Below are 12164 nucleotides of genomic sequence, written 5' to 3' on the forward strand. Positions count from 1 at the left end.
AGATTATAAAAGTAATTCTTGCATTTTATTTTACATCCTTCATGCTAAAGCTGATTCTTCCCATTTTATCTTTACCAAGGCATACGACTTTAACAACATCACCCAAAGTAAGGACATCTTCAACACGGTCAATTCTATCTTTTGAAATCTTAGAAATATGAACCATACCCTCTTTACCTGGTGCAAATTCAAGGAAAGCACCAAATTCCTTAATACTTACTACTTTACCCTCAAAGATTTGACCCTCTTCAAAGTCAGTAACTATGGTCTGGATGATTTTAATTGCTTTCTGAATGCTATCGGAATCAACTCCGCAAACAGAAACAGCACCGTCATCCGTAATATCAATCTTAACACCGGTTTGGTCAATAATTGCGTTAATAGTCTTGCCTCTCTGACCAACTACATCACCAATTTTAGTCGGATCAATCTTGATCTGAACAATCTTAGGTGAATAAGGTCCTACTTCCGGACGAGGTACGGAAATACAAGGCGACATAATGTCATCTAAAATATAAGTCCTGGCTTCTTTCGTTCTATAGATCGCTTTTTCAATAATTTCTCTTGTTAATCCATGAATCTTGATATCCATCTGAATTGCTGTAATACCTTTATGGGTACCGGCTACCTTAAAGTCCATATCTCCAAAGAAATCTTCCAGACCTTGAATATCCGTTAATATAATATAATCATCATCACTTTCTCCGGTAACAAGACCTACGGAAATACCGGCTACCATTCTTTTAATGGGTACACCTGCAGCCATTAAGGATAATGTGGATGCACAGATACTGCCTTGAGAAGTAGATCCGTTAGATTCTAAAACTTCAGAAACGGTACGGATTGCATAAGGGAATTCTTCTTCTGTCGGAAGTACCGGAATTAATGCTCTCTCTGCTAATGCACCATGACCGATTTCACGTCTTCCCGGACCTCTTGATGGTTTTGTTTCACCAACAGAGTAAGACGGGAAATTATAGTGATGCATATATCTTTTAGAAGTTTCATTCTCATCGATACCATCTAATTTTTGAATTTCAGCCAAGGCACCTAAGGTTGTTATGGTAAGAACTTGTGTCTGACCACGGGTAAACATAGCAGATCCATGAGTTCTTGGCAAGATATCCACTTCTGCTGCTAAATGTCTGATTTGAGTAATGTCTCTTCCATCCGGACGTTTCTTATCTTTTAAAATCATCTTACGAACTGTCTTCTTCTGGAATTTATACACGGCTTCATCAAGAAGCGGAATCCAGTCGGGATTCGTTTCTTCATATCTTGCTGTTAATTTATCCTTGATTTCTCTGATATTGGCTTCTCTTACCTGCTTAACATCAGTAAAAACCGCTTCTTCCATCGCTTCCGGTGTGATAAAGGAAACCATATCCTTCCATAACTCATCCGGTGTATCACATTTTACATAATCATGTTTTGGTTTACCGCATTCCGCTACAATCGTATCGATAAATTCAATAATTTTCCTGTTTAAATCATGTGCCGCAAAAATTGCTTCTATCATTTTATCTTCCGGTAATTCATTGGCACCGGCTTCTATCATGATAACTTTATCTCTTGTAGATGCTACGGTTAAAGATAAAGTTGACTTTTCTCTTTGAGAACTTGTCGGATTAAATACGAATTCCCCATCAACCATTCCAACCATTGTGGAAGCGGTAGGACCATCGAAAGGAATATCAGAAATTGCGGTTGCAATTGCAGAACCTAACATAGCGGTTAATTCAGGACTGCAGTCCTGATCCACACACATAACCAGGTTATTAAGCGTTACATCATTGCGGTAATCTTTAGGAAATAACGGTCTCATTGGTCTGTCAATTACACGGGAAGTAAGGATGGCATTATCGGATGCTTTTCCTTCTCTTTTGATAAACCCTCCCGGAATTTTACCAACTGCGTATAATTTTTCTTCATATTCAACACTTAAAGGGAAGAAATCAATTCCCTCTCTTGGCTTATCGGATGCTGTTGCTGTTGATAAAACAACCGTATCGCCATAATGCATAAATGCAGCACCGTTTGCCTGTGCCGCAACTCTACCTACTTCAACGGTAAGAGTTCTTCCGGCTAAATCCATGGAAAAACTTTTGTACATATTTTGCTCTCCTTTGAAAGAATAATTTTTGTTGGAGATGCCGAAACTACTGAAAAACTCACCGAATCTATAGAAAAAAGTATTAAAAAAATTACTTTAACTCGATAATCTTTTCAGAAGTCTCGGAATATATCTCCAACATTCACTGATTAAAAAGGGTAAAAAGGCCCTCTAATAGTATATTATAGCACTAAAATGATAAAATTACTACTAAATTTTTCATTTTTTCTATCAATCTATTCCATTTTTGTTACTGTTCACTCTCCTGCAAAAAGCAGCAGTTCCGTGAACAATAACACGCTTCGCGTTGTTGCCTGTGAACATTAACCCATTTTTTAATATATAATTATAATTATAACCAGTTTTTCAAAAAATCCGATTCTCTATTGATTATTCGTATTTTTACTGTTGTACACACCGCTAATGTTTATATAACTCTAATTAACGAAATATATATTTTCTTGCATATTTATAAAATCTATGATAGAATTTCTGTTGGCAATCAGACATAAACACAGACGGTATTTAAGCTGAAACTAATTATTCAACTTAATATTAACGAATATCTAATCAGGGATATGATATTCAGAAAAGAGGTTACTATGCAAAAATATGATGTAATTATTATAGGAGCCGGCCCATCCGGTATTTTTTGTGCTTATGAATTAATAAAAGAAAATAAAGATTTAAAAATTTTAATGGTAGAAAAGGGACGTCCCATTGAAAAAAGAATGTGTCCTAAACGAACGACAAAACAATGTGTAGGTTGCAAACCCTGCTCAATAACGACCGGATTTGCAGGCGCAGGTGCCTTTTCAGACGGTAAACTTTCCTTATCCCCAGACGTTGGCGGGAACCTTCCTGACATCTTAGGTTATGAGAACACCATTGAACTGTTAAAGGAATCCGACGACATCTATCTTAAATTTGGTGCTGATACCAATGTATACGGAATCGATAAAGAGAATGAAATACATGAAATAAGAAGACGTGCGATCAACGCTAATCTTAAGCTAATCGAATGTCCTATCAGACATCTGGGTACGGAAGAGGGTTATAAAATTTATACCCGCCTGCAGGAACATCTGTTAGCTTCCGGTGTTGAGATGTTATTTAACACCATGGTTCAGGACATTGTTATAGAAGACCAACAGGCGAAAGGTATTATCATCAGTGACGGAACTACTTATTATGCCGATGAAATCGTATCTGCTATCGGCCGTGAGGGTTCGGACTGGTTCAGCCATATTTGCGCTTCCCACGGAATAGAAACAAAAGTAGGCACCGTCGATATTGGTGTTCGTGTTGAAGTTCGTGATGAGGTTATGGAGTTTTTAAATAAGAATCTATATGAAGCAAAATTGGTTTATTATACGCCAACTTTTGATGATAAAGTACGTACATTCTGCTCCAATCCATCCGGAGAAGTCGCAACAGAATATTATGAGAATGGTCTTGCGGTAGTAAATGGCCACGCTTATAAATCCAAAGAATATAAAACAAATAATACGAACTTTGCTATCCTGGTTTCCAAAAATTTTACAAAACCATTTAAAACTCCCATAGAATATGGTAAATATATTGCACAGTTAAGCAACATGTTATGTGACGGCAGGATTCTCGTACAGACATTCGGTGATTTCCAAAGAGGAAGAAGAACAACGGAAGAAAGGCTTTGCAGAAATAACCTTATTCCTACTTTAAAGGATGCCGTTCCAGGAGATTTATCCTTAGTCTTCCCACATAGAATTATGGTAGATATTAAAGAGATGATTCTTGCTCTGGATAAAGTAACACCTGGTATTGCCAGTGATGAGACTCTGCTTTATGGGGTGGAAGTTAAATTCTATTCCAACAAAGTAGTGGTAAACAAAGATTTTGAAACAAGCATTAACGGACTTCGAGCCATCGGTGACGGTGCTTCCGTTACCAGGGGATTACAACAGGCATCTGCCAATGGAATCAGTGTAGCAAGAAGTATCCTGTTTAAAATGAATCAGTAATTAAAAAAATGTTTCCTGCCGTCAGTCAGGAAACATTTTTTATTAAAATTCAGTTGCAACTAAATTCCTCAGCCACTTTTTCTTGCGATAACGTTTTATCCCAAGAATAAATTTATATACTTCTTCTATTAATACCATTGCATATACCGTATAAATTGGTAAATGCAAAACTAATCCGCCGATAAAAGCCATTGGTATTCCAATAAACCAAACTCCGGTACAGTCTAAGAATAAACAGGCTTTCGTATCTCCACCGCTTCTTAAAATCCCGACAATATTAATTGTATTAAACATTTTAAAGGGAAGATATAATATAAACACCATAAAGCATAATTTTACATATCCGGCAACTTCTGCTGTAGCTTCAAATAATCCGATTACAGGCTGTCTTATAAACAGACACAGAATACCTACAAATACAGTTAAGGTCAACTGAATAAATACAAGGTCTTTTGCATGCTTTTCAGCATCTTTTAAATGTCCTGCCCCCATTTCATTTCCAAGGATAACCGCAGCCGCATTACTTAACCCCATAAAAACAACCTGCATAATCTGTTCAACCGTCTGGGTAATTGTAATTGCTGCAACAGCAGTATCTCCCATTCTACCATATGCCAGTGAATATAAGGTTACTCCCAATCCCCACATAAATTCATTGGCAATAACCGGTGATACCGTTGTAAAATATTTTTGTATAAAATTCATATCAAGTGATAACATTTGCTTTATCTTTCCTGCCGCCGGTCCATTATCCTTATAAACATATATCAGCAAAACAGTACATTCAAAAATCCTAGCTATTAGTGTACCAATCGCAGATCCTGCAACACCCAGTTCAGGGAACCCATATTTACCATAAATCAGCAAGTAATTAAATGCTAAATTAATTAATATGGAAATACTGCTGATGACAACCGGAGCTTTGACCTGATTGATTCCTCTTAGCAGTGATACGTAAGCATTGGTGATCGCCGTAAACGGGTAACTGATCACAACAACAGCAAGATAGATAGCTCCTAATCTTATGGTCTCTTCACTATTGGTAAAAATACTCATCACAAATTTGGGAGCTAAGATACACGGCACTACAAAGAAAACAGACGCAGATAATACTAAAAGCAATGAGATTCCCAATACTTTGCGTATGTTAATGATCTCCCGTTTTCCCCAATATTGAGCTGTGAGAACTCCGGAACCGCTAATAATTCCAAAAACAAGAAGGGTAAATACAAAAAACACCTTATTTGCAAGTCCTACCCCTGCTATGGCATTTTCACCCAGTTTACCTATCATTAAAATATCAGCAAAATTCAGGGAAGTATTTAATAGTCCCTGAAATGCTATTGGGATAGCTATTGATATGGTTTTACTAAGAAATGACTTATCCTTAATTATATTTTTAATTCTATTTGTTATGTACATTATTTACCCCTAATCATTTCATATTTCTTCGAAATAAGATAAGAAAGAGTCTGGTTTACCAGACTCTAGCGCTGGCGCGCTGTCACTTTAGTGACAATCTACCCTAAAGGATATTATCCTTTTGCGTGTTCATGTGCATCCTGCCCGGTAGGTTTTTCAAACTTCTAAAACATAAAAAAGGATGGATAAAATCCACCCTTTCCGGTTTTTAAAACAGAATGTTCACGAAGTTATAATCTATGTTCCTGTAAAACAGCAACGAATCCTAAAGTTTTGAATTATTTTCTTAATCCTAAACGTTCAATTAAAGTACGATATCCTTCAATGTTCGTATTCTTTAAGTATTCCAATAAACCTCTTCTTTGACCTACCATTTTAAGAAGACCTCTTCTGGAGTGATGATCTTTCTTGTTAATCTTTAAATGCTCTGTTAATTCATTAATTCTAGCGGATAAAAGAGCGATCTGTACTTCAGGTGAACCGGTATCTTCCGGTGTTCTTCCATAGTTTGCAATTATTTCTTGTTTCTTTTCTTTACTAATCATGATTTTTTCCTCCTAAATTTTAAACGCCTGATACTAAGATTAAGGTCGGAGTGTCCTTATTCTGAGCATTGGCTTATTGACGTTTTTTATCATAGCATAGTATCGGTAAAAAGTAAACAGCTAATTCAAGATTTATATTATAAATACGTAAAATTTACATTTTTAGATTCCATTTTCTTCCATTATATTCCGAATAAATTAGACTAAACTCATATATTGTCATATAAAAATTTACGTTATCCATAATAGCCATGGATTATACAAGAACTTTTTCAATGAAATACCATATATTGAAGCATGCAGTACTTATTAACTGAAGAGTTTTTATAAACATTTTAATAAATTTGGGAGGCTTAGTATGAATCCTACTAGTTATGATTTTGCAATTATAGGCGGTGATAAGCGGCAGATATTTATGGCAAATGATTTAATCGCCCGTAATTACTCTGTTATTGTATACGGTCTTATGGATCAATTATTGGACTTAACCTGTACTACTGCCGATTCCTTAGCTGACGCTATTGATTCCAGTCAAATCATAATCACCCCAATTCCCGTTTCAAAGGATGGAAATAATATAATTGCTCAAACCACACAATCTGATTTAACAATACCCCAGTTGTGCAATTTACTTTCTTCCGGTCAAAAATTATATGGTGGGTGCCTTACAAAGGAAATGAAAAAACACTGTGATAATTCAGGTATCTATTATCATGATTTCATGGAACAGGAAGAAGTTATTCTCTTTAATACAATTGCAACTGCCGAGGGTACTATAGCAGAGGCAATTTTAGCAAGTACTACTAATCTTCACGGAAGTTCCTGCCTTATTCTGGGATTTGGACGTTGTGCCAGGACTTTAGCTGATAAACTTAGAGGTCTGTGCGGTCATATAGATATAGCTGCCCGCTCTCCCTTAGCTTTAGCTGCTGCAAATGCAGCTTCTTTTGGTACAGTGCCTCTTTTGACCCTGGGAGAAAAAATTGACCAGTACGATTACATTTTCAACACCATCCCCTCTCTAATAGTAACAAGAGAGCTGCTGGTCAAAACCAATCCAAATGTTGTAATTATCGATATCTCCTCTGCACCAGGAGGAATCGATTATGAAGCAGCAAAAGAGTTATCCAGAAATGCCAAACTCTGTCTTGGGCTTCCGGGTAAATATGCCCCTAAATCCTCTGCGACTTATTTAATTAATTACCTGCTAACTAATCTAGAAAGAAGTGATTCGTATGTCTTTGCATAATAAAAATATAGGAATAGCATTAACCGGTTCCTTCTGCACCTTTGATAAAGCATTTGATGAAATTGAACACCTTCTTGCCGAAAATGTCAACGTTTATCCGATACTTTCCTTTAATTCACAAAAAATTAACAGCCGGTTCGGCAAAGCCGCCGATTTCTACGACAGGTTAAAACAAATGACCGGCAAAGAACCGATAACTACCATTGAGGATGCCGAACAGATCGGTCCGAAAAGTATGTTCGATATTATGGCTATCATTCCCTGCACCGGTAATACCTTGGCAAAACTAGCAAATGGAATCACTGATACACCTGTTTTAATGGCAGCAAAAGCTCATATCCGCAACAGTAAACCGCTGGTAATATCCGTTGCTACCAACGATGCTCTTGGTTTAAACCTGAAAAATATTGGAACTTTATTAAACACGAAAGATATCTATTTTGTACCTTTTGGTCAGGATAGCCCGGACAATAAACCAAAATCCATGATAGCACATACCCACCTGTTAAAATTAACAATAGAAAGCGCCCTGGAAGGCAAACAGCTGCAGCCGGTTGTTATTAGTCCATTCTGATAGCCATCCTTCTTAAACGATTCATTCTCTTAATTAAACTAATCCTAACAGACAATATATGAAATTTAATTCTGTTATAAAGCAATTTGATAATTATGGGATACATGTATTAATTTATAAGATTATTCATGATATCCCTTACATATATTTTAGTTCGTCGCTTTGTTCTATCAGCCCCCCCTTGTTACGTCCTGGGTCTGGTACCACTCCAGAGCTTCATATAAATGCTGTATTTTAAATTCCGGCCACATATCATCTATTATATAAAAATCAGCATATATAGACTGAATTGGTAGAAATCCACTTAACCTTCTCCTTCCGCCCCACCTTATAATTAAATCAATTCTTGAAATGTCTGAGGACGCAATACCGGTATTAAAATAATCTTTCTGACCCTCCCGCGCGTTTTTTATGGATTGACTTAAATCCCAATCCCACCCATAGTTAACCAGAAAATTTACATTCATTAGGCCCTTTCCCAGGGTTACCCTCTTCGTAAAGGGAAGCAGTTCCTTAGGAAATAAAGGAGAACCGGTATTTCCTACTACCAAAAGATTTGCGTCCTGTCCCGTTAACTGCATAACAGAATCTACACAGGCTTTTTGAAATGCTTTCGTCTGAATGGCAGGCCTTTTGGTATTATCCTGGGTGAACCCATAAAAAGTCATTTCCTTAATACCCAATTCAATACATTCCCTATATAATTCAAACCCCGGGTTTATACCATGCTCGTATCCATCTTCTTTATTTAATCCGTTACTTAATGCCCATCTTCTATTTCCATCTGGTATGATACCAATATGCCGGGGAAGTCTTTTGAATTGCTGCATTTTTATTTCCTTTCTTTTTGACAAATGTTCTTCTTTTGTATAAGTTTCCTTGATGTATGTTTCTTTTATCATAGTACCAATAATATGTCTTGTTGTCATCCGTTTCTTTTACCGCAGTACATTTTTTTGTTTTAAATTAAGGTATATAACGTATGATGATACATATTTGGAATTATTATACGGTTATATGATGTTAAAAGTAGCATTTATTCTTAACCTGGTTTGAATAAACCCCATAAAGAAAATGACCCACAGCAGATGCAAATGGATCATTTTTAAAATTATTTTCAGGATTTAAGTGTCAAAAGGTCAATCTTGCTTTTTTGAATGAATACCAGTATATATTTAATTTAGCTGCCTGGCTTGATTTCTGGTCAGAGTAAAATATAAGTTATATATTTTATTATGTATTATTTAGTAAATATATTGATACAATAAAGTTTTAACCTGTTATTTTATATGAAGTGATTCAAATTGCTCAAGTAATTCAATAAATTTAGCTTCATCTCCGCCCGCATCCGGATGATAGATTTTAGCCAGTTCGCGAAATCTTTTCTTAATTGTACTTATGTCCGCATCAAACGGCAGTCCTAACTGTGCAAGTATATCCGGATCGTAAAAACTCATGTCCAGCATCCCGTTATCTTTATAGAACTGATAATAAACACCATAATAAAATTCACTAATGATATTTTTCAATTCATCCTTGTTCATTTTAGCTAATCGTTTTAACGGATATTTAACCGATTTTGAAGTACTCTCATGAAGGTCAAAGAAATCATCCCAGATCAGATTGGCATTGTTCATTTTCGTCCATATATTTTTATTATTACTATCAGAAAAATCCATTACATGAAAACGTATCTTAAGTTCCACTTTCTTTAAATTTCTAATTTTACGTTTAATATCACCATAACTAATATAACAATCCGACATTTCTACCCCCACGGCTTTGTGATCCTATTTTATGAAAGCAGGTTAATTAATGTTATTGTAGACTTTTACTCTTGTAATTGCAATACTAATCTGGTTATTCGAGTTTAATCCTATCTAATCGTATCCTTCCTTTTTCGCAGATTAAATTAATTTTCTTCTTACTATCTGTATCACACCGAAAGATAGCTGTATATGTTTTACAGATACCTACCGTATATTTTATTATTTCATCATCAATCTGAATCCGTAAGGTACCGCATCCGCTTGCAGTAACAAAAGCTGTAACAATTGGCTGCTTACTTATAAATTCATAACCGACAAGATCACCGGCGGTAAGCTGAATACAAATAGTTTCATTCTCAGGCTGTTCTTCTCCTCCATATCGTTTATAATCAACCTCACCGGATTTGCCATTTTTAAATAATAATGTTACAGGGTCTGTCATTCTAAGTATAACCCCCGGAATTCGAATTGATCTGATAGTAAAATCATCATAAGCTTCACAAGGAATATTTACCGGCACCTGTCTTTTTAAGGCACAAAAAACATTCCGATTTACTTTTCTTAAGGATATACAAGCAAGAAATTGATTAAATATCTCCTTCGCCCTCGTTGTATCCAAATTTTTTTTACCTTCGATCCAGTCCATCAGTTCATTCCAGCCAGCGGGTACAGAAAAGGTGATAGGGGAATTATCACAATCCATTTTCTTATAGGACCAGAATGACCAGCTAATATTCAAGCGTTCGTACAAAGGAAACATTGTAGTATACCATTCACAATTATTTTCTCCGCCTTCTCCCATATATAAAGGCACCTTAAGCCTTTTAGCCGTATCTGTAAAAGATTCCAGACTTTCTTTGTCCGGATTACTCCAGTATTTATGAAATTGCAGCATAATATTATCTTGGGCTTCTTCTTTCGTAAATTCCTGAAAAATACAGAAATCAGTTGCCCAATGAACTCCTTCCAGAATAATCAGATGGTTTTGATCTACTTTTCTTATTTCCTTAATCAGTTTACGGTATAAGGGCAAAACCATATGATTATATTGACTAAACCAGTTTGGCAGAGGTTCGTTTATTAAATCATAACCTGCAACCACTTCCTCATTTACATATCTCTCTGCAAGCTTTACCCAGATAGCTGCCAATTCTTCCTGGTATTTTACTTCTATAAATAATCCCGGTTCATCATTTTCACTGTCATCAATATTCTGCCCGGTTTGTCCGCCCGATGCTCCATGCATATCTAATATAACATAGATATTATATTTTTTACACCAGTCTATTAATTGATCAATTCTTTCTATTGTTTCCTTTATAAATATCAATTCACTATTATCTCTATCGCATAGTAACCTTGCATTGAGTGGTAATCTTATTGAATTAAATCCCTCTCCTGCTATTAATTCTATATCTTTCTCTGTTATATAACGTTCAAAATACTGATGCCAGAAATAATCAGCATATGTTTTTCCACAGAGTTCTTCAATCATTTTTTCCATTCTGCGTGGTCTGTCGCATTTCGTATAAAGTTTCCACATATACCCTTCCGGTAAAAACCAGCCGCCAAGACCAAAACCCCTGAGCAGAATTGGTTCTCCTTTGCAACTAAGTCCATTTGGAGTTGCTTTTATAAAATCCATATCTTCCTCATTTCTATCCTTTTATTGCACCGTCTGCGATTCCTTTTAATATTTGCTTTTGGAAAATGGCGTAAAAAATAATAACGGGAACCGCCGCTAATATCAGTGCGCTTAAGATGGCGGTCCAATCGCTGTTGTACTGACCGAATAATGTATTCGTCGATAAGAGTAAACTATATTTTTTGTTATCTGATATCGTAATTAATGGTAATAAGAAGTCGTTCCATATCCATAATACATTGGTAATGCAAATGGTGGCAGTAATTGGTTTTAGCATAGGCATTATTACTAATAGAAAAGTTTTAATCTTACTGCAGCCGTCAATGGAAGCTGCTTCCTCAAGCTCCGTTGGTATTCCCTTTACAAAACCATGATATAAAAAGATAGCCATACTGACTCCAAGACCGGCATATACAAACGAAAGCCCAAGAAGAGAATTCTTAATATGTAATAGTAATACCACCCTATACAACGGAATCATAATGGAGCTGAAAGGAATCAGCATAGAGACAACAAACAGACCGAATATTACAGTAGATAATTTTGTTTTCGTACGGCATAATCTCCACCCTGCCAGTGCGGAAAATAATATAATCATTCCCACACCGGTAAAAGATACAAATACCGTATTCATAAAACTGCGTATAAAATGCATCTTCTCTATGGTTCGTATATAGTTATCAAAACGGATAAAAGCCGGCAGGGATATTACGTTGGTTAGTAATTCCCCATTCGTTTTAAAGGAGTTCATAAAGGCCATCATTAATGGATAAAGCCAAAAAAATGCCGTTAGAATAAGGAGTGTATAAATAATTATGTTATTGAATAATCTTTTCTGCTTCAT

General features: G+C 35.8%; 10 protein-coding genes. 3 read left to right on the forward strand and 7 right to left on the reverse strand.

What is annotated here, in order from left to right:
• Positions 1-25: 25 nt before the first annotated feature.
• Positions 26-2113 carry a polyribonucleotide nucleotidyltransferase gene (locus RBU59_RS02300; protein ID WP_308146272.1) on the reverse strand — a complete coding sequence of 696 codons (2088 nt, stop codon included), beginning with the start codon at positions 2111-2113 and terminating at the stop codon, positions 26-28.
• A 578-nt stretch (positions 2114-2691) separates the two neighbouring features.
• On the opposite strand from RBU59_RS02300, the gene RBU59_RS02305 reads away from it, so the two are divergent.
• On the forward strand, positions 2692-4116 hold the full coding sequence (locus RBU59_RS02305) for an NAD(P)/FAD-dependent oxidoreductase (RefSeq protein ID WP_308146273.1): 1425 nt from the start codon (positions 2692-2694) through the stop codon (positions 4114-4116).
• 42 nt (positions 4117-4158) lie between these two features.
• Here the strand turns inward: RBU59_RS02305 and RBU59_RS02310 are convergent, their stop codons facing one another.
• The gene (locus tag RBU59_RS02310; protein ID WP_442871706.1) at positions 4159-5541 is read right to left on the reverse strand and encodes an MATE family efflux transporter; all 1383 of its coding nucleotides are present in this window, start codon (positions 5539-5541) and stop codon (positions 4159-4161) included.
• A 275-nt stretch (positions 5542-5816) separates the two neighbouring features.
• Positions 5817-6083: a 30S ribosomal protein S15 gene (gene rpsO / locus RBU59_RS02315; RefSeq protein WP_308146275.1), complete on the reverse strand. Its 267-nt coding sequence runs from the start codon at positions 6081-6083 to the stop codon at positions 5817-5819.
• Between the two features lie 358 nt (positions 6084-6441).
• On the opposite strand from rpsO, the gene dpsA reads away from it, so the two are divergent.
• Together dpsA and RBU59_RS02325 are read left to right on the forward strand one after the other, a co-directional pair.
• Positions 6442-7332 carry a dipicolinate synthase subunit DpsA gene (gene dpsA, locus RBU59_RS02320; protein WP_308146276.1) on the forward strand — a complete coding sequence of 297 codons (891 nt, stop codon included), beginning with the start codon at positions 6442-6444 and terminating at the stop codon, positions 7330-7332.
• The gene (locus RBU59_RS02325) at positions 7319-7906 is read left to right on the forward strand and encodes a dipicolinate synthase subunit B (RefSeq protein WP_308146277.1); all 588 of its coding nucleotides are present in this window, start codon (positions 7319-7321) and stop codon (positions 7904-7906) included. The genes dpsA and RBU59_RS02325 overlap by 14 nt, the downstream gene beginning before the upstream one ends.
• A gap of 170 nt (positions 7907-8076) precedes the next feature.
• Here RBU59_RS02325 and RBU59_RS02330 read toward each other — a convergent pair whose 3' ends face one another.
• From RBU59_RS02330 to RBU59_RS02345, 4 genes are all read right to left on the reverse strand, one after another.
• Positions 8077-8736 (reverse strand): undecaprenyl diphosphate synthase family protein, encoded by a 660-nt coding sequence (locus RBU59_RS02330; RefSeq protein ID WP_308148527.1) that lies wholly within the window; start codon positions 8734-8736, stop codon positions 8077-8079.
• 450 nt (positions 8737-9186) lie between these two features.
• Positions 9187-9672, reverse strand: a complete 486-nt coding sequence (locus RBU59_RS28725; RefSeq protein WP_308146278.1) for a J domain-containing protein — start codon at positions 9670-9672, stop codon at positions 9187-9189.
• 94 nt (positions 9673-9766) lie between these two features.
• The gene (locus RBU59_RS02340) at positions 9767-11320 is read right to left on the reverse strand and encodes a glycoside hydrolase family 5 protein (protein ID WP_308146279.1); all 1554 of its coding nucleotides are present in this window, start codon (positions 11318-11320) and stop codon (positions 9767-9769) included.
• A 13-nt stretch (positions 11321-11333) separates the two neighbouring features.
• Entirely contained in the window at positions 11334-12164 is an 831-nt protein-coding gene (locus tag RBU59_RS02345; RefSeq protein WP_308146280.1) for a carbohydrate ABC transporter permease, read from the reverse strand.

The sequence above is a fragment of the Anaerocolumna sp. MB42-C2 genome (genome assembly GCF_030913705.1).
Lineage (GTDB): Bacteria > Bacillota > Clostridia > Lachnospirales > Lachnospiraceae > Anaerocolumna.

Bases quoted from the DNA above. Each gene is read 5' to 3' on its own strand.
- RBU59_RS02300 (WP_308146272.1), bottom strand. From the start codon at position 2,113: ATGTACAAAAGTTTTTCCATGGATTTAGCCGGAAGAACTCTTACCGTT.
- RBU59_RS02305 (WP_308146273.1), top strand. From the start codon at position 2,692: ATGATATTCAGAAAAGAGGTTACTATGCAAAAATATGATGTAATTATT.
- rpsO (WP_308146275.1), bottom strand. From the start codon at position 6,083: ATGATTAGTAAAGAAAAGAAACAAGAAATAATTGCAAACTATGGAAGA.
- dpsA (WP_308146276.1), top strand. From the start codon at position 6,442: ATGAATCCTACTAGTTATGATTTTGCAATTATAGGCGGTGATAAGCGG.
- RBU59_RS02325 (WP_308146277.1), top strand. From the start codon at position 7,319: ATGTCTTTGCATAATAAAAATATAGGAATAGCATTAACCGGTTCCTTC.
- RBU59_RS02330 (WP_308148527.1), bottom strand. From the start codon at position 8,736: ATGCAGCAATTCAAAAGACTTCCCCGGCATATTGGTATCATACCAGAT.
- RBU59_RS28725 (WP_308146278.1), bottom strand. From the start codon at position 9,672: ATGTCGGATTGTTATATTAGTTATGGTGATATTAAACGTAAAATTAGA.
- RBU59_RS02340 (WP_308146279.1), bottom strand. From the start codon at position 11,320: ATGGATTTTATAAAAGCAACTCCAAATGGACTTAGTTGCAAAGGAGAA.
- RBU59_RS02345 (WP_308146280.1), bottom strand. From the start codon at position 12,164: ATGAAGCAGAAAAGATTATTCAATAACATAATTATTTATACACTCCTT.